Source organism: Streptomyces albus subsp. chlorinus, from assembly GCF_013302895.1.
Classification (GTDB): Bacteria; Actinomycetota; Actinomycetes; order Streptomycetales; family Streptomycetaceae; genus Streptomyces; species Streptomyces chlorinus.
Map to the genome: position 1 here is coordinate 6064596 of NZ_VJOK01000001.1, position 17986 is coordinate 6082581.

The window sequence follows — 17986 nt, forward strand, 5'->3', positions numbered from 1 at the left end:
CCCCCGGCGCGGGCCTGTCCACCTGATGCCGCCCGGGTCCCGGTGCCCTCGTCCTCCTCGCGCCCGTCCGCGTCCCGGCCGGTCAGCGGCACCAGCGCGACCGCTTCGCCCTCCACATGGGCGACGGCGATCCGGTCGGAGCCGTCGGGGCCCACCGTGCGGGGATCGACGAGCAGTTCCTCCAGCAGCGACTGGGCGATCGCGCCGCCGTCCAGGGCGCGGGCCGGGTCGGGCTCGTCCCAGTCGACGCGGGCGACCACGACCTGCCAGTGCGGTGCGGCGCCCTGGCCGGGGAGCAGCACGGGGGCGGCGACCCGCAGCCGGGCGGCGGTCTCCGAGGGCGGGGCGCCGGCCTGCACCAGCTCCAGGACCTCCTGCGCCAGTCTGCGGCGGACCGTGCGGGCGGCGTCGCGCCGGTCGCGTTCGACGGCGATGAGCTGGGTGACGCCGTGCAGCAGGTCGAGGCGTTCGGCGGGCCAGTCGCCGGTGTCGGCGGCGACGGCCAGCATCCACTCGGACAGCACGGTGCGCCGTGGGTCGCCCGCGCCGCGGTGGACGGGGAAGAGCGAGTAGGCGGTGCCCTCGACGGTGGTCCGGTGCGGGCTGCGCCGCCCGGTGCGCAGGGCGGCCATGTGGGTGCCCGCCAGCCGGGCGGCGACGGTGTGGGGCAGCGCGGGCCCCTGGCTGGGGCGGGCGATCTGGCGGCCGGTGGGGGACAGCACCCAGGCGGGGAGGTCCAGGTCCGAGCCGAGCAGGTCCAGCACCACGTCGGGGCCGCCGCCCGCGGGGCCGGAGGACATCAGCCGCCGGTGCCGGTCCACGACGGCGGCCAGGTCGCCGGCGCGCTCGGTGGAGACCTGCCGCACCACGTGTTCGGTGATGGTGGCGAAGGCGACGGACTCGGCGACCGAGAACAGCGGCAGCCGGTGCCGGGCGCAGGCGGCCACCAGGTCCTCGGGGACGGGGCCCAGTTCCGCCTCGCCCGCGGCCAGGCCCGCGACCTGCGCGGCGGTGAGGATCTGTACGAACGACTCGGAGTCCTCGGGGGCGCGCCGCCAGGCCAGGCCGGTGAGCACCAGTTCGCCGCCGGACAGATAGCGGCTGGGGTCGCGCAGGTCGGTGGTCATGACGCCGCGCACCGTGCGGTCCAGCTCGTCCTCGCCGCCCAGGAGCTTCAGCCCCAGCGAGTCGTTCTCCAGGAGCGCGCGCAGCCGCATGATCCGTCGCCTGCCGTTCGTGTGTCGGGTGGGGGTCGTGCCGTGGGAAGGAAGCCGGGAGGAAACCGTGAGGTTACCCGCGACCGGCTTTCGTCTGAATCTACAAGACCCGATGGCCGACCAGCCAAACGCTTCATGCGTTCGGTTACTGCACAGCGGCGGGCACCTGTCGGTGTACTGACCGCACCCCCCATCGCACCCCCCCGCACCCGGACCCCCTCGCACCTGCCCGACCGCACCCTCCCGGGATCCCGGGCTCGCACCCCCCGACCGAGCACGAGAAGAGACGCCATGGAGTTCCTGCGCCCGGCCAGCCGGGAGGAGGCGCTCGCCGCGAAGGCGGAGAGGCCGGCGGTGCCGGTGACGTCACCGGCCGGCTCGGTGCCCGCGTGCTCCGCCGGGGGAGCGGTCACAGGTGCGCCGGGGAGCCGGGGGGCGGCTGGCGGGCACCCGTATGGCCGCCAGCCGCCGGAGCGGGTCCCGGTGCGACCGGAACACCTCCTCGAGGTGTGCCCTCTTCCCCGTCCCGTGCCCCCGGCCTCCGGCCGGGAACCGGGCCGGGGCCAGGCAAGACGCGGGCCGTCCCCCGGGTCGTGCTTCCCAAATCCCCGGCGTTCGCCGGGGTGCCCCTATGAACCTTGGGAGTCAGCACAATGACCCAGTCCGAAGTAGGGCCGGCGACGTCGGCGGAGGACGCGGGCAGCGGCTCGCGGATACCCGCCGGACGCTCGTGGCTCGACCGGTACTTCCACATCACCGACAGAGGGTCGTCCTTCGGCCAGGAGGTACGTGGCGGTATCACCACCTTCATGGCGATGGCGTACATCGTCCTGCTCAACCCCGTCATCCTCTCGGTGCCCGACGCCACGGGGCACCGGCTGGACGGCGGTCAGGTCACCACGGCGACAGCCCTGGCCGCCGCGGTGACCACCCTGGTGATGGGCTTCATCGGCAACGTGCCCCTCGCCCTGGCGGCGGGGCTGAGCGTCTCGGCCGTGATGGCGACCCAGGTCGCGCCCGAGATGACCTGGGGCAACGCCTGGGCGATGTGTGTGCTCTACGGTGCCGTGATCATCCTGCTGGTGGTCACCGGTCTGCGTGAGCTGATCATGAACGCGATCCCCATGGCGTTGAAGCACGCCATCACGATGGGCATCGGGCTGTTCGTCTGCCTCCTCGGGCTGGTGCAGGCCGGCTTCGTCACCTCCACGGGCGGCCCCGGCGGCCTGCCGGGCGCCAAGCCGATCCAGCTCGGTACGGCGGACATGCTCACCGGCTGGCCCGTGCTGTGCTTCTCCGTCACGGTGCTGCTCATCTTCGCGCTCCAGGCCCGCAGGGTGCCCGGCGCCATCCTGATCGGCATCGTCGCGGGCACCGTCGTCGCCGGGCTGGTCCACCAGTTCGCCGGGCTCGACAAGAAGGACTGGGGCGGGCACAACGCCCCCGAGCTTCCCGGCTCACTGGTCAGCTCCCCCGACTTCGGGCTCCTGGGCTCCGTCTCGTTCAAGGGGCTGGGCGACATCGGCGGCATCACCATCGGTGTCATCGTCTTCACCCTGGTCCTGTCGGGCTTCTTCGACGCGATCGGCACCATCGTCGGCATCGGCCAGCAGGCCGGACTGGCCGACAAGGACGGCCGGATGCCGGGCCTGAACAAGGCGCTGACCATCGACGGTGCCGGCGGGGTGCTGGGCGGACTGGCCGGGGCCTCGGGCCAGACCGTCTTCGTGGAGTCCACCGCGGGCGTCGGCGACGGCGCGCGCACCGGGCTCGCCAGCGTGGTCACCGGCCTCGGCTTCACCCTGTGCCTGTTCTTCACGCCCCTCGCGCAGATGATCCCTCCGCAGGTGGCGGCGGCGGCGCTGGTCGTCATCGGATCGATGATGATCACCAACGCGATGCACATCGACTGGACCGACCCGGCCACCTCGATCCCGGTCTTCCTGACGACCGTCCTGATGCCCTTCGCCTACTCCATCACCGCGGGCATCGGCGCCGGGGTCATCGCCTACGTCCTGCTCAAGGCCGTCCAGGGGAGGTTCCGTGAGCCCGGATGGCTGATGTGGGGGTTGTCGGCGGTCTTCCTGCTCTACTTCGCCCTGAGCCCCATCGAACAGTGGCTGGGGGTCAAGTAGCCTCCCGGCCATCGGCCACCGTCTGACGGGAGCGGGTGCGGTGTCCCTGGCCGTTCCCGTTCCCGTCGGGCCGTACCGCCGCCGAGGGGAGACGCACATGCTGGACATCGCCGCCGAGCTGCACCGCTGGTGCCAGGAGGGGCGGGACTTCGCCGTGGCCACCGTCGTCGGCGTCAGCGACAGCGCCCCCCGGCGGGTGGGCGCCGCGCTGGCCGTGGACGCGGACGGCGAGGCCGTCGGCGGCGTGAGCGGAGGCTGCGTCGAGGGCGCCGTCCACGAGCTGTGCCAGGAGGCGCTGGAGTCGGGCGGAAGCATCCGGCAGACCTTCGGCTACGGCGACGAGGACGCCTTCGCCGTCGGTCTCACCTGCGGCGGAACCGTCGACATCCTGGTGACACCGGTCCGCGCGGACGCGCCCTTCCGGGAGGTGCTCGCCGCTGCCGCCGCCGACGCGGCGGCGGGCCGCACCTCGGCGCTCGTACGGGTCGCCGAGGGCCCCGCCGGACTGCTGGGCGGCGCGCTGCGGCTGACCGCCGAGGGGGAGCCGCACGGCACCCTGGGCGGCGCTCCCGGACTCGACACCGCCGCCGCGGCGCAGGGCCGCGCCCTGCTGGCCGCCGGGCGCACGGCGACCGTCACCGTCGGCGCCGACGGCGGCTCGTGCGGGCAGCCGGTCACACTGCTGGTCGAGTCCAGCGTGCCCCCGCCGCGCATGCTGGTCTTCGGCGCGGTCGACTTCGCGGCGGCGCTGGCGCGGATCGGCACGTTCCTCGGCTACCACGTCACCGTGTGCGACGCGCGGCCCGTCTTCGCCACCCGCCGCCGCTTCCCCGACGCCGACGAGGTCGTCGTCGACTGGCCGCACCGCTACCTGGACGCGCAGCGGCTGGACGCGCGCACGGTCGTGTGCGTCCTCACCCACGACACCAAGTTCGATGTGCCGCTGCTGGAGCGCGCTCTGCGGCTGCCGCTGGCCTACGTCGGTGCCATGGGCTCGCGCCGCACCCACCACCACAGGCTGGAGCGGCTCCGTGAGGCAGGGCTGACCTCCCGCGAACTGGCCGCGCTGCGCTCGCCCATCGGCCTCGACCTGGGGGCGCGCACCCCGGAGGAGACGGCGCTGTCCATCGCGGCGGAGATCGTCGCGGTCCGGTACGGCGGCAGCGGCGTCCCCCTCAACGGCGCCCGCATCCCCATCCACCACGACGCCGGCCCGGCCCCCGCCCCGGTCGGGGGCGGCACGGGGCGGGCGGCGGGCTGAGGACCCGGCGCGGGCGGCGGCCCCGGGCCGCGGTCACAGCAGTTTCACATTCACCAGCAGCCCCCGGTGGTCCGTGCCCCTCAGGTCCAGGAACGTGGCGTCCACCGGCACCAGCGGTCTGCTGAGCAGGACGTGGTCGATCTGCGCGCCCAGCACCGGGGTGGTCCTGGCGGGCCAGGTCGGGGTGCGGGAGTTGCCCAGTATGCGGGCCGCGTCGTGCATGCCGGTGTCGAGGAGGGCGCGGAAGGCGGCGTGGTCCTGCGAGGAGTTGAAGTCCCCCGCGATCAGGGTGGGCCGCTTCCGCGCCGCCGCGTAGGCCCGCAGCCGGTCCAGCTCGGTCCGCCAGTGGGCCGTGTCCCGGGGCAGGGGCGGCATCGGGTGCGCGACCTGCACGGCGATCCGCTTCCCGTGGACGTCGGCGACGGCACCCGGCATCGACAGCCGGCCGCGCACCTGGGACCGTCCGCTCAGCGGGTAGACGCTCAGCAGCGCCGAGCCCCGCGCGCCGCCGTCCACGCCGGTGATCATCCGGTGCGGGTACTCCTCGCGCAGCCGAGGACCGCGCAGCGCGGACGCGCACCGCGTGTCGCACTCCTGGACGGCGACGAACTGCGGGCGCTCCCTGCGCACCGCCGCCAGCAGGTCCCCGGTGGCCCGCCCGTACTTCAGGTTCGCCGTCAGCAGCCGGAACTGCGCCCTCGGCTCCCGGTCAGCGGCCCCCGCGGGCGCCGGGGGACCGTAGGGCCGCAGGAACCAGCCGGTGCCCACCAGCACCGCCAGCGCCCACACCAGCAGCAGCCAGCGCCGCATCAGCGCGGCCCCGAGCAGCACCAGCCAGGCAGGCGCCAGGAACCACGGGAGGAAGGCCAGCAGTTGGGGGACGGGAGTGGGCCCGTCCTCGTCTCCGGCGCGGAAGCCCAGGGTCACCGTGAGGACGAGCAGCGTCAGCGCGCACAGCGCCGCGACGAGGGGATGGCGCCGGCGCCGCTCGCCGTCGGCCGTGCCGCCCGCCGCCGCGCCCTGGCCCTCGGATGTGCTCGCCCCCGTGTACACGTCCCCGATGATGCCGCATCTCCCCTCACGTCCGCGTAAGACCCCCGGCCGGGGGTGGTGCGCGCGCGGGCGTGCGTACACGATGGGCCCGGTACCCCGCGCACCCCGCCGACCGGGAGGGAACATGATCCCGTCCACGCCCACCGAAGAGTTCCGCGCCGCACGCGACACGCTGCTGCGCCACCGGACGGACTACGAGGCCGCCCGCGCCGCCTTCTCCTGGCCCCGTCCCGAGCACTTCAACTGGGCGCTGGACTGGTTCGACCGCATCGCCGAGGGCAACGACCGGCTCGCGCTGCACCTGGTCGAGGAGGACGGCAGCGAGCGCCGCGTCACCTTCGACCAGATGCGGGTCCGCTCCGACCAGGTGGCGAACTGGCTGCGCGGGCGCGGTGTCGCCCCCGGTGACCGCGTCATCGTCATGCTCGGCAACCAGGTGGAGTTGTGGGAGACGCTGCTGGCGCTGATGAAGCTGCGCGCCGTCGTCATCCCGGCGACCCCGCAACTGGGCCCCCGCGACCTGGAGGACCGCGTCGCCCGCGGTGAGGCCCGCCATGTGGTGGTGCGGGCGTCGGACTGCGGCAAGTTCGCCGACGTGGCCGGGGACTACACCCGTATCGCGGTCGGCGGCGGCCTGGCGCCCGAGGCCGGCTGGCTGGCGTACGAGGACGCCTACGCGGCGGACGGTCCCTTCGACCCGCGGGGCGTCACCCGGGCCGACGAGACCCTGCTGCTCTACTTCACCTCCGGCACCACGGCGCTGCCCAAACTGGTCGAGCACACGCACGTGTCCTACCCGGTGGGCCATCTGGCGACCATGTACTGGATCGGACTGCGCCCCGGAGACGTGCACCTCAACATCTCCTCGCCGGGCTGGGCCAAGCACGCCTGGTCCAACTTCTTCGCCCCGTGGAACGCCGAGGCGACGATCTTCATCCACAACTACACCCGGTTCGACGCCGGCCGCCTCATGGCGGAGATGGAGCGCGGCGGCGTCACCAGCTTCTGCGCCCCGCCCACGGTCTGGCGCATGCTCATCCAGGCCGACCTCGGCCGGCTGTCCACCGTGCCCCGCGAGGTGGTGGCGGCGGGGGAGCCGCTCAATCCGGAGGTCATCGAGCACGTCCGCCGCGTGTGGGGGGTGACCATCCGGGACGGCTTCGGGCAGACGGAGACGGCCGTGCAGGTCGCCAACACCCCCGGCCAGCCGCTCAAGCCCGGCTCCATGGGCCGCCCCACCCCCGGCTTCGAGGTCACGCTCGTGGACCCGGTGACGGGGAAGGCGGGCGTCGACGAGGGTGAGATCTGCCTCGACCTGTCCACCGCGCCGGTCGGCCTGATGCGCGGCTACCGGGGCGACCCGGAGCGCACGGCCGAGGCGATGGCCGGCGGCTACTACCGCACAGGGGACATCGGCTCCCGGGACGCGGACGGGTACCTCACCTACGTGGGGCGCTCCGACGACGTCTTCAAGGCCAGCGACTACAAGATCTCCCCGTTCGAGGTGGAGAGCGTGCTCCTGGAGCACGAGGCGGTGGCGGAGGCCGCGGTGGTGCCCTCCCCGGACCCGGTGCGGCTGGCGGTCCCGAAGGCGTACGTGGTGCTGGCCGAGGGGTTCGCCGCCGACGCGGGGACGGCACGGAAGCTGTTCGCCCACTGCCGGGAGCGGCTCGCCCCCTACAAGCGGGTGCGGGTGGTGGAGTTCGCGGAGCTGCCCAAGACGGTCTCCGGGAAGATCCGCCGCGTCGAACTGCGCGCCCACGCCGCCGGTGAGAGCGGCACCCCGGGAGTCGAATACCGCGACCGGTGAGCCGCCCCGAGCCGCGGGTACGGGCCTTGCCCGTACCGGCGGCGCCGTACCCGCGGTGCTCGCGCCGGCGGCGGCTCTCCGGCGGCCCCGGCCTCAGCGCGGCTCGCGGATCATCGTCTCGGCCGCGTCGTTGACGGCGCTGGGCGTGCCCGCCAGGTCGAGGACGAAGAGCGGCAGGGCGAGTTCGTCGGCGCGGGCGCGCGCCTGGGGCAGGTACCCCGCCAGGGCGAAGCACACCGCGGCGACGGACTCGTTGAGCCCGTTCAGCCACAGGGTCTCCACCGCCCGCGGCCCGGCCGGGGAGGTGGACGGGTCCACATGGGCGACGATGCCGGGGCCGCGCAGGTCGATCCCGGAGGCGGGGGTGCGTTCGGCGACGCGTATGTCCGTGAAGCCCAGCCACCGCAGGTAGTGCGCGGCGGCGTTCCTGGCGTCCTGGGCGGTGCGGATCGTCACCGGGCGGAAGGGCGGTCGGGGCACCGGTTGCGGGGCGACGGGACGGTGCGGCACCGGCGGGGGAGGGGGCGCCGAGGAGTGCGCCACCGGTACCCGCAGGGTGGTGCCGCAGCCGCAGCCCAGTTCGGGCTGCGGCCATTCGTCCACGCGCCCGCACGCCGGGCACCGCACGGAGATCCAGGAGCCCGCCCACGTGCGGTGCCGTACCTGGGTCGCGGCCACGGAGGTGAGCAGGGGCAGCGCGACCGGGGCGCCGCAGCCGCAGGGGTACACCGGCGCGGTGTAGCTGTGTTCGCGGCGGCACACGGGGCAGCGCACGAGGACACTGTCAGCCATCGTTCGCTCTCCTGGCAGGGTCGTCCGGCGGTCACGAGGTTGCCATCGTGCCCCAACACACCCAATCGTCGCCGATGGACCGGGTTTTCCGAAGAGGGCGGGCGCCGAACCCCTGCCGGAGGGGGAGGATGACACGAAGATGCCCCCGCGCGGGACGGCCACCCCTCATCCTTCGGACCGTCCCGCACGGGGGCGCGCGGCGGGCCGACCTCCCAATCGGCCCGTCACGCCGCTTGTGCCGCGCTGCTTCCGGGGCGCGGCCCCCGAAGCCCGTCGGCGTCAGCCCTCCTGCAGCGCGCGCACCGCCTCTTCGACGCGGCGCCCGTACTCCGGGTCGGCGGCCTGGAAGTGGGCGATGTTCTTCTCGATGACGTCCTCGCGGGAGACCTGCGAGAGCCCGCCCGCGATGTTGGCGACCAGGCGGCCCTTCTCCTCCTCGGACATCAGCCGGTACAGCTCACCGGCCTGGAAGAAGTCGTCGTCCTTGGTGTGCTGCGGTGCCGCGTGGGTGCCCCAGTACCCGCTGACCGCCAGCGGCGCGGAGAGCGGCTCGCCCGTCTCGACAGGGCCGTCGTAGGAGTTGGGCTCGTAGTTCTTGGCGTGCCGGCCGTAGGCGTTGGTGGCCATGAGGCCGTCGCGGCCGTAGTTGTCGGCCCGGCCCGAGGGGACGCCCTTGGGCGCGTTGACGGCCAGCTGGGTGTGGTTGACGCCCAGCCGGTAGCGGTGCGCGTCCGCGTAGGCGAACAGCCGGCCCTGGAGCATCTTGTCCGGCGAGGGGCCGATGCCGGGCACGAAGTTGTTGGGGGAGAACGCCGACTGCTCGACCTCGGCGAAAACGTTGTCCGGGTTGCGGTCCAGCACCAGCCGGCCGACCCGCTTGAGCGGGTAGTCCTTGTGCGGCCACACCTTGGTCAGGTCGAACGGGTTGAAGCGGTAGTCGGCCGCCTCCGCCGCGGGCATGATCTGCACGTACAGCGTCCAGGACGGGAAGACGCCGCGCTCGATGGACTGGAGCAGGTCCGTCTGGTGGCTGTTGGGGTCGGTGCCGCACAGCTCGGCGGCCTGCTCGCTGGACAGGCAGCGGATGCCCTGGTTCGTCTTGAAGTGGTACTTGACGAAGAACGCCTCGCCCTCGGCGTTGGTCCACTGGTAGGTGTGCGAGCCGTAGCCGTTCATGTGGCGGTAGGAGGCGGGGATGCCGCGGTCGCCCATCAGCCAGGTGACCTGGTGGGTGGCCTCGGGGGAGTGGGCCCAGAAGTCCCAGACGTTGTCCGGCTCCTGCTTGCCGGTGAACGGGTCGCGCTTCTGCGAGTGGATGAAGTCGGGGAACTTCAGCGGGTCCTTGATGAAGAAGACCGGGGTGTTGTTGCCGACGAGGTCGTAGTTGCCCTCCCCGGTGTAGAACTTCAGGGCGAAGCCGCGCGGGTCGCGGGCCGCGTCGGGGCCGCCGAGGCTGTCGGCGACGGTGGAGAAGCGGGCGAACGTCTCGGTGCGGCGGCCGACCTCACCGAGGAAGTGGGCGCGGGTGAAGGCGCTGACGTCGTCGGTCACCTCGAAGTAGCCGTAGGCGCCGGAGCCGCGGGCGTGCACCACGCGCTCCGGGATGCGCTCCCGGTTGAACCGCGCCAGCTTCTCCAGCAGGTGCTGGTCCTGGAGGAGCAGCGGGCCGCCGATGCCGGCGGAGGTGGAGTTCTGGTTGTCGGCGACGGGCGCGCCCGCCTCGGTGGTCAGCGTGGGCTTCGACGACTGCGACATGGACGACCTTCCTGGGGCGTGAATCGCGGAAAGCATCTTCCGCATGTTGGAGCGTAAGGACGCCCTATCGGGGCGTCAACACTTTGTTGAAACTGGTGGACCCGCACCCCCAAGGGGCGCGGGGAACGGCGCGATCGGCCACAACGGGCCCGCGGACGGCGGGGGACGGGCAGGGGCACCCCCTTCCCGTCCCCCGCGCCGGGTCCGCACCAGCCGGAGAGCAGGCATCGGTCAAGCCGGAGAGCGGGCCCCGGCGCGCGGGGCCGCCAGCCGGGCGACGGCCTCAGCCCAGCGGCACCGTGGCCGTCGGCGCGTGGGCGGCCTCCGCCGCCAGCTCCTCGAACTCGTTGACCGAGGCGATGTCGCTGCCGCTCATGGAGATGTTGGTGATCCGCTCCAGGATCGCCTCCACCACCACGGGCACCCGGTGCTCGGCGGCCAGCTTCTTCGCCTCCTCGAAGGCGGGCAGGAGCTTGTCCGGCTCGGTGACGCGGATCGCCTGGCAGCCCAGGCCCTCGGCGACCTTGACGTGGTCGACGCCGTAGCCGCCCAGCTCGGGCGCGTTGATGTTCTCGAACTCCAGGTTCACCTGGAAGTCCATGTCGAAGTTGCGCTGCGCCTGCCGGATCAGCCCCAGATAGGAGTTGTTGACCAGCACGTGCACGTACGGGATCCGGTGCTGCGCGCCGACCGCGAGTTCCTCGATCATGAACTGGAAGTCGTAGTCGCCCGAGAGTGCCACGACGCTCGCCTGGGGGTCCGCCTTGGCGACGCCCAGCGCGGCCGGGATCGTCCAGCCCAGCGGGCCCGCCTGGCCGCAGTTGATCCAGTGCCGCGGCCGGTAGACGTGCAGGAACTGCGCGCCGGCGATCTGGGAGAGGCCGATGGTGGACACATACCGGGTCTGAGGTCCGAAGGCCCGGTTCATCTCCTCGTACACGCGCTGCGGCTTGAGCGGCACGTTGTCGAAGTGCGTACGGCGCTGGAGTTCGCCCTTGCGCCGGCGGGCGTCGTCGGCCCACTCCGACAGGTCCTTCAGCCGCCCGGCCCGCTTGCGTTCCCGGGCGATCTCCACGAAGAGGGTCAGCGCCGCGTGTGCGTCCGAGACGATGCCGTAGTCCGGGGCGAAGATCTTGCCGATCTGCGTCGGCTCGATGTCCACGTGGACGAACGTCCGGCCCTCGGTGTACGTGGCCAGGGCGCCGGTGTGCCGGTTGGCCCACCGGTTGCCGATGCCGAGGACGAAGTCCGACTCCAGGAAGGTGGCGTTGCCGTACCGGTGCGAGGTCTGCAGGCCCACCATCCCGGCGTGCAGCGCGTGGTCGTCACCGATGGCGCCCCAGCCCATCAGGGTGGGCACGACGGGGATGCCGGTCAGCTCGGCGAACTCCACCAGCAGCGCCGAGGCGTCGGCGTTGATGATGCCGCCGCCCGCGACGATCAGCGGGCGGTCCGCCTCGGCCAGCATGTCCATGGCCTTCTCGACCTGGCGGCGGGAGGCGGCCGGCTTGTGCGGCACCAGCGGCTCGTAGGTGTCCGGGTCGAACTCGATCTCCGTCAGCTGGACGTCGACCGGCAGGTCGACCAGCACCGGGCCCGGCCGTTCCGAGCGCATCAGGTGGAACGCCTCCTGGAAGACGCCGGGCACCTGGGCGGCCTCCTTGACGGTGGTGGCCTTCTTGGTGACGGGCGCGGCGATGGAGGCGATGTCGACGGCCTGGAAGTCCTCCTTCTCGATCACCGCGACCGGCGCCTGGCCAGTGATGCACAGGATCGGGATCGAGTCGCCGGTCGCCGAGTAGAGGCCGGTGATCATGTCGGTGCCGGCCGGGCCGGAGGTGCCGATGCACACCCCGATGTTGCCGGGTGCCGTGCGGGTGTAGCCCTCGGCCATGTGCGAGGCGCCCTCGACGTGCCGGGCGAGCGTGTGCTCGATGCCGCCGGCGGCACGCAGCGCCGCGTAGAAGGGGTTGATGGCCGCACCCGGCACGCCGAACGCGACCTGGACACCCTCGCGCTTGAGGATTTCGACTGCCGCTCGGGCAGCGGTCATACGAGCCATCGAACTCTCCTGGTTCGGTGTGAGTGGAACCCGGACGGCGGCGCCTGGGCGCGACAGGACAGTGTCGGCGCCGCCGTCCGGAGCCTGGGGGCGGGACCCGCCGGGGGAGGCGGTCGGGTCCTCAGTGGGCGCCGTCGGGGTTCTCGCCCGAGAGGCGCTTGACGCCGCGCACCAGCGCGGAGTGGTCGAGGCCGCCGTCGCCCTGCGCGCGCAGCGCGGCGACCAGCTGGGCCACCAGGGCACCGGCGGGGACGGCGGCGCCGACGGCGCGGGCCGCGTCGGTCACGATGCCCATGTCCTTGTGGTGCAGGTCGATCTTGAAGCCGGGCTTGTAGTCGCCCGCCAGGATGCTGTCCTTCTTGCGGGTCAGCACGGTCGAGCCGGCCAGACCGCCGTTCAGGACCTCCAGGCCCGCCCTCAGGTCCACACCGGACTTCTGCAGGAAGACCACGGCCTCGGCCACGGCCTGGATGTTGACGGCGACGATGAGCTGGTTGGCGGCCTTCACGGTCTGGCCGGAACCGGCCGGGCCGCACAGCACGATCGTCCTGCCGAGCGCCTCGAACACCGGCTTGGCGGCGTCGAAGTCCTCCTGCTCGCCGCCGACCATGATGGACAGCACGGCCTCGATGGCGCCCGCCTCGCCGCCGGAGACCGGGGCGTCCAGCGTCCTGATGCCCCGGGCCCTGGCGGCCTCGGCGACCTCGATGGAGGTCTGCGGGGTGATCGAGGACATGTCGATGAGCAGGCCGCCCTCGCGCAGGTTGTCCAGGACGCCGCCCTTGTGCAGGACGGCCTCCTCCACCTGCGGGGAGGCCGGGACCATCGTGATGACGACGTCGGCGCCCCTGGCCGCCTCCGCGATGGAGGACGCGCCCTTGCCGCCGTCCTTCACGAACGCCTCGATCTTCTCGGGCTCCAGGGTGTAGGCCGTCACCTCGTACCCCGCCTTGAGGAGGTTGCGCGCCATGGGCGCGCCCATGATGCCGAGGCCGATGAAGCCGATCTTCGTGTTCTCGGGCGTGTGAGCCATGTGTGGTGCCTTTCGCTGGTACGGGGTGCCGCAACCGGCCCGTGACGGGTGGGTGATTACTTCTGCAGCCAGCCGAAGGAGGCGGCGCTGCCGTTGTCGCCGGGCTTGTACTCCAGGCCGACGAGGCCGGTGTAGCCGGCCTTGTCGAGCCGGCCGAGGAGGTCCTCGAAGTCGAGGGAGCCGGTTCCGGGGGCGCCGCGGCCGGGGTTGTCGGCGATCTGCACGTGCCCGGTCTTCGGCGTGTGGGCGTCGATGACGCCGGGCAGGTCCTCGCCGTTCATGGACAGGTGGTAGAGGTCCATGAGGAAGCGGGCGTTGCCGAGGCCGGTCGCCTCGTTCACCGCGTCCACGGCCTCGATCGCCCTGGGCGCGCTGACCAGGGGGCACTTGGGCGACTCGGGGGCGTTGAGCGCCTCGATCAGCAGGACGGCGCCCACCCGGTCGGCCGCCCGGGCGGCCAGGGCGAGGTTCTCCAGCGCGAGGGCGTCCTGCTCCTCGTCCGAGGCGGTCTCGACGCGGTTGCCGTAGAGGGCGTTGAGGGCCTCGCAGCCCAGGGAGCGGGCGAAGCCGGCGGCCACGTCGATGTTGGCGCGGAACTTCTCGGACTCCTCACCGGGGACGGAGAGGGCGCCGCGGTCGGGGCCCGGCAGCCGGCCGGCGTAGAAGTTCAGCCCGGTGAGCCGCACTCCGGCGTCCTCGATCGCGCCGCGCAGCGCGTCGAGTTCGGCCTGCTCGGGCACGGGCGCGTCCACCCACGGCCACCACAGCTCCATCTTGTCGAAGCCCGCGGCGGCGACCGCCGCCGGGCGCTCCAGCAGGGGCAGCTCGGTGAAGAGGATCGAGGCGTTGACGGTGAACCGGTCCGAGGAGACCACTGCGACCGCCCTCCCTTCGGAGTTATTCCGTATAGTGGAATCTATATTCTGCTCATTGGAACTTTGCTCTCGGTGATCCGGTCCTGTCAAGGGCTTCAGGGCAGCGAAAAGGCCCCGGGCTCCGTCGTGGCGACGGAGCCCGGGGCCGGGGACCGGGAGGTCCTGCGGGTGAACGGCGGGGCTAGGGCTTGCGGGCGACCCCCGCCCAGAGGCTCACGAGCGCGTCCGTGGTGCCGCCCGGCCCGTCCGCGGGGATGTGGGCGACATCGGCGGTCTCCACCTCCGGGTGCCAGCGGTGCGGTACCTCCAGCCCCGGCTCCACCCACTCCAGCCCCTCGAAGAAGCGGGCCACCTCCGCGCGGGGCCGCACCTGGGCGCTGCCGCCGTCCATCTTGTAGACCTCCATGGCCTTCTCCCACTGTTCCGGGGCGAAGTCCGGAGTGCACTGCGAGAGCACCAGATACGAGCCGTGCGGCATCGCGTCCACCAGGTGCCGCACGATGCCGAAGGGGTCGTGCGCGTCGGTGATGTAGTGCATCATCCCCACGATGCACAGCGCGATGGGCCGGCCGAAGTCGAGGGTCTCGCGCACCTGCGCGGAGTCGAGGACGGAGTCCGGCGCGGTGATGTCCGCCTCCACATAGGCCGTCCGCCCCTCGGCCGTGCCGGTCAGCAGGGCGCGGGCGTGGGAGAGGACGATCGGGTCGTTGTCGACGTAGACCACCCGCGTCTCGGGAGCCTCGGCCTGGGCCACCTCGTGCAGATTCGGACTGGTGGGGATGCCGGTGCCGATGTCGAGGAACTGCCGTACGCCGATGCCGGCCAGGTAGCGCGCGGCGCGGTGCATGAAGGCCCGGTTGGCGCGGGCGGCGATGCGGAAGCCGGGGAAGGCGGCCAGCAGCTTCTCGGCCACTTCCCTGTCGGGCGGGAAGTTGGTCTTGCCGCCCAGGAAGTAGTCGTAGATCCGGGCGCTGTGGTGCCGGTCGAGGCCGAGGTCGCGTTCGCTCCGCGGCGCCCTCCGGGTGCGTACCGCGCGCCGTCGCCGCTCGCCGTTCCCGTCCATGTTCCGCCCCTGTCGTCGAGCCACCGCTGGTGTGCGGCATGGTAGTTGCTGCCGTCCGCCCGGACGCCCCTCGTTCCGGAACCGCAACTGCCGTGTCCGGAAGGGTGGTTGCCAGGTTCCTTTCAGGGGAGTATGGAGGCGCCACGGCGGCGGGACAGCCGGTCGGGCGCGCGTTCTCCCGGCGCCTGTACCGGACCGGTGCCCAGGTGCCACACTGTTGTGACCGCCCAGTCACCCTTGGGAGTCGGAGATGTCCGCCATCTTGCAGCCGTCCGGAGAGCCGTTGCGCGGGGCCGCGCAGGAACAGCCGAACGGGCCCACCGCCCTGCGGATCATCCTGGGCGTCAAGCTGCGCAGGCTCCGGCAGGCACTGGACATCTCCCGGGAGGACGCGGGCCGCGCGATCCGCGGCTCCCACGCGAAGATCACGCGGCTGGAGCGCGGGCAGGTCGGTGCCAAGGAGCGGGACCTGAGGGATCTGCTGACGCTCTACGGCATCCACGACCCGAGGGAGCGCGAGGAGTTCTTCGACCTGGCCCGCCAGGCCAACTCACCGGGCTGGTGGTACCAGTACTCGGACGTGCTGGAGGACTGGTTCGAGCTGCACCTGGGCCTGGAGGACGCCGCCTCCATGATCAGGACGTACGAGGTCCAGTTCCTGCCCGGGCTGCTCCAGACCGAGGACTACGCGTACGCCCTCAGCCGGCTCGGCTACCCGAACACCGAGCCGCGCAAGGTGGCGCGGATCGTGGCGCTGCGCATGGCCCGGCAGAAGCTGCTGCACCGCGCGGACCCGCCGCATCTGTGGGCGGTCGTGGACGAGGCGGTGGTCCGGCGCCCGTTCGGCGGCGCCGAGGTGATGCGCGAGCAGCTCGAACACCTGCTGGAGCTGGTGCGGCTGCCGCACATCACGCTCCAGGTCGCTCCGTTCGAGGTGACAGCGGCCGCCGCGGGCACGCCCGTCACCCTGCTGCGGTTCGCCGACCCGGACCTGCCGGACAAGGTCTACCTGGAGCACCTGACCAACGCCGTCTACCTCGACAAGCCCAGCGAGATCGACCAGTACACGCTGATCATGGACCGGCTGTGCGCGGAGGCGTTCTCCCCGGCGGAGACCATCGGCTTCATCGAGGAACTGCTGGACGAGCTGCGCTGAGCCGCCGCGGCCGGGCGCCCTCGGTAGTGTGAGCGCATGGAACGCTTGCGTGTGGAGTTCACGACCGAGCCCTTCGACCTCGACGAAGCGCCCGAGCACGCGGTCGTGGCCCGGGACGTCGTCCAGCGCGCGGCACTCGACGCCGTGGACGTCGGCCCCTTCGGCAACACCGCCGAGGGCTCCCGGGACCAGGTCCTGGAGGCCGTGTCCGCACTCCTGCGCCGGTCGTTGGAGGCAGGGGCGACCCGCGTCTCGCTCCAGATCAACGTGATCGGGGAGGGCGAGGGCTGATGGAGGACGCGCCGCAGGCCGCGGGCCACCCGTTCGTCGTCGCGGTCAAGCCGCTGGTGGACGCGATGGGCGGGACGATGGTGCCTCCCCAGGAGGCGCGGGGTGACGATGTGGTCCTCTCCTGGGAGGGCGAGGACGTGGTCGCCGTGCGGCTGCCGCACCTGTCCGACTCCCTCGACCACCTCCTGGCCGAGCTGGAGCGCCGGCACGGTGTGCCGCTCGCCGAGCTGGACCGCAAGACCAAGCAGTCCGTGGTGCGGATCCTGGAGAACCGGGGGGCCTTCTCGGTGCGGCACGGGGTGGAGACGGTGGCCGGCGCCCTGGGCGTCTCGCGCTTCACCGTTTACAACTACCTGAACAGGGACAACGGGCGCTGACCCCTCCCTGCGGGGAGCCTTCCGCATCGCGGGCTTTCCATTCCAAGATGTCGAAAAGGCTTCAACAAACTGTTGACGTGATGTTGCCGGGGGACTTAGCTGTTCCCAGCCCGGACAGCACCACGGCCCCGGAGGTCCCCGTGACTTCGCGCTCGACGCCAGGACTTTCCTGGTTCAACTCCGCCCAGGGCGCCGAGGCGCGCGCCGCGCTCCACGAGGTGTGCGCCGCCCGCGGCTGGGCGGACGCCCTGCTCGCCCGGCGTCCCTACGAGAGCGTCGAGGCGCTCCTCGCCGCGAGTGACGAGGCCACCGCGGCCCTCACCGACGCGGGGCTGGACGAGGCCATGGCCGGGCACCCGCCCATCGGCCGCCCCAAGCCCGGCGACCCGGCCTCGGCCCGCGAACAGCGGGGCATGGCCGGCGCCTCCGAGGAGCTGAAGGCCGAGATGCTCGAACTCAACCTGGCCTACCAGGACAAGTTCGGGCACGTCTTCCTCATCTGCGCCACCGGCAGGAGCGCCGAGGAGATGAGGGACGCCGTGCGTCACCGGATCGACAACTCACCGCGACAGGAGCGGGAGATCGTGCGGCGGGAGCTGGCGAAGATCAACCGCATCCGGCTCACCCGCCTCGCGGCGGAAGAGGAAGGAGCCCCCACGGCATGAGCGACGCGACGAGCACATCGGTGTCCACGCACATCCTGGACACCAGCCGCGGCCGCCCGGCCGCGGGAGTCGGCGTGCGGCTGTCCGTACGCCAGGGTGACGAGCGGTCCGCCTGGGCCGCGCACGGAGCGTCGAAGACCGACGCCGACGGGCGCTGCAAGGACTTTCCGGCGCTGCCGGAAGGCACCACCCATGTGCGGCTGGAGTTCGAGACAGAGCCGTATTTCTCGGACACCTCCGGCGTGGCAGAGCACAGTTCGAATCCGCGCAGCCAGCGCGAAGCCGCGGAACAGCAGGACGCCCCCCGCGTAAGGGACAGCGCACCAGGCAGCTTCTTTCCCGAGGTCTCCATCGTCTTCGCGGTGAACCCGGGCGAGCACTACCACGTGCCGCTGCTGCTCAACCCGTTCGGCTACTCCGTGTACCGAGGGAGCTGACACC

The 17986-nt window shown here is 72.4% G+C and carries 16 protein-coding genes; 8 read left to right on the forward strand and 8 right to left on the reverse strand.

The window, feature by feature from the left end; all coding sequences use genetic code 11:
* The coding region (locus FM076_RS26295; RefSeq protein ID WP_243274643.1) for a PucR family transcriptional regulator ligand-binding domain-containing protein at positions 1 to 1217 on the reverse strand (1217 nt) is incomplete at its 3' end.
* 653 nt (positions 1218 to 1870) lie between these two features.
* Between FM076_RS26295 and FM076_RS26300 the strand changes: the two genes are divergently transcribed.
* Together FM076_RS26300 and FM076_RS26305 are read left to right on the forward strand one after the other, a co-directional pair.
* Positions 1871 to 3352, forward strand: coding sequence for an NCS2 family permease (locus FM076_RS26300; RefSeq protein ID WP_173873379.1), 1482 nt, complete (start codon positions 1871 to 1873; stop codon positions 3350 to 3352).
* 97 nt (positions 3353 to 3449) lie between these two features.
* On the forward strand, positions 3450 to 4613 hold the full coding sequence (locus FM076_RS26305) for an XdhC family protein (RefSeq protein ID WP_173873380.1): 1164 nt from the start codon (positions 3450 to 3452) through the stop codon (positions 4611 to 4613).
* A gap of 33 nt (positions 4614 to 4646) precedes the next feature.
* Here the strand turns inward: FM076_RS26305 and FM076_RS26310 are convergent, their stop codons facing one another.
* Positions 4647 to 5666, reverse strand: a complete 1020-nt coding sequence (locus FM076_RS26310) for an endonuclease/exonuclease/phosphatase family protein (protein WP_345945238.1) — start codon at positions 5664 to 5666, stop codon at positions 4647 to 4649.
* A gap of 124 nt (positions 5667 to 5790) precedes the next feature.
* On the opposite strand from FM076_RS26310, the gene FM076_RS26315 reads away from it, so the two are divergent.
* Entirely contained in the window at positions 5791 to 7476 is a 1686-nt protein-coding gene (locus FM076_RS26315) for an AMP-binding protein (RefSeq protein ID WP_173873382.1), read from the forward strand.
* A 93-nt stretch (positions 7477 to 7569) separates the two neighbouring features.
* Here FM076_RS26315 and FM076_RS26320 read toward each other — a convergent pair whose 3' ends face one another.
* From FM076_RS26320 to FM076_RS26345, 6 genes are all read right to left on the reverse strand, one after another.
* On the reverse strand, positions 7570 to 8268 hold the full coding sequence (locus FM076_RS26320; protein ID WP_173873383.1) for a hypothetical protein: 699 nt from the start codon (positions 8266 to 8268) through the stop codon (positions 7570 to 7572).
* Positions 8269 to 8547: 279 nt separating this feature from the next.
* Positions 8548 to 10023 carry a catalase gene (locus FM076_RS26325; RefSeq protein WP_173873384.1) on the reverse strand — a complete coding sequence of 492 codons (1476 nt, stop codon included), beginning with the start codon at positions 10021 to 10023 and terminating at the stop codon, positions 8548 to 8550.
* Positions 10024 to 10306: 283 nt separating this feature from the next.
* Complete coding sequence (gene gcl / locus FM076_RS26330; protein ID WP_173873385.1) at positions 10307 to 12076, reverse strand: glyoxylate carboligase; 1770 nt, start codon at positions 12074 to 12076, stop codon at positions 10307 to 10309.
* Positions 12077 to 12206: 130 nt separating this feature from the next.
* Positions 12207 to 13175: a 2-hydroxy-3-oxopropionate reductase gene (locus FM076_RS26335; protein ID WP_345945449.1), complete on the reverse strand. Its 969-nt coding sequence runs from the start codon at positions 13173 to 13175 to the stop codon at positions 12207 to 12209.
* A complete protein-coding gene (locus tag FM076_RS26340) occupies positions 13175 to 13993 on the reverse strand; it encodes a TIM barrel protein (RefSeq protein WP_173873387.1) in 819 nt (272 codons plus the stop codon). The genes FM076_RS26335 and FM076_RS26340 overlap by 1 nt, the downstream gene beginning before the upstream one ends.
* 181 nt (positions 13994 to 14174) lie before the next feature.
* The gene (locus FM076_RS26345; RefSeq protein WP_173873388.1) at positions 14175 to 15056 is read right to left on the reverse strand and encodes an SAM-dependent methyltransferase; all 882 of its coding nucleotides are present in this window, start codon (positions 15054 to 15056) and stop codon (positions 14175 to 14177) included.
* A 250-nt stretch (positions 15057 to 15306) separates the two neighbouring features.
* On the opposite strand from FM076_RS26345, the gene FM076_RS26350 reads away from it, so the two are divergent.
* The 5 genes from FM076_RS26350 to FM076_RS26370 all read left to right on the forward strand — a co-directional run bounded on the left by FM076_RS26350 (position 15307) and on the right by FM076_RS26370 (position 17982).
* The gene (locus FM076_RS26350) at positions 15307 to 16212 is read left to right on the forward strand and encodes a helix-turn-helix domain-containing protein (RefSeq protein ID WP_173873389.1); all 906 of its coding nucleotides are present in this window, start codon (positions 15307 to 15309) and stop codon (positions 16210 to 16212) included.
* Between the two features lie 36 nt (positions 16213 to 16248).
* Positions 16249 to 16503: a hypothetical protein gene (locus tag FM076_RS26355; protein WP_173873390.1), complete on the forward strand. Its 255-nt coding sequence runs from the start codon at positions 16249 to 16251 to the stop codon at positions 16501 to 16503.
* A complete protein-coding gene (locus FM076_RS26360; RefSeq protein ID WP_173873391.1) occupies positions 16503 to 16880 on the forward strand; it encodes a helix-turn-helix domain-containing protein in 378 nt (125 codons plus the stop codon). The genes FM076_RS26355 and FM076_RS26360 overlap by 1 nt, the downstream gene beginning before the upstream one ends.
* A 140-nt stretch (positions 16881 to 17020) precedes the next feature.
* Positions 17021 to 17545 carry a 2-oxo-4-hydroxy-4-carboxy-5-ureidoimidazoline decarboxylase gene (gene uraD / locus FM076_RS26365; protein ID WP_173873392.1) on the forward strand — a complete coding sequence of 175 codons (525 nt, stop codon included), beginning with the start codon at positions 17021 to 17023 and terminating at the stop codon, positions 17543 to 17545.
* Positions 17542 to 17982, forward strand: coding sequence for a hydroxyisourate hydrolase (locus tag FM076_RS26370; protein WP_173873393.1), 441 nt, complete (start codon positions 17542 to 17544; stop codon positions 17980 to 17982). Before uraD ends, FM076_RS26370 begins: the two co-directional genes overlap by 4 nt.
* Positions 17983 to 17986: the final 4 nt, after the last annotated feature.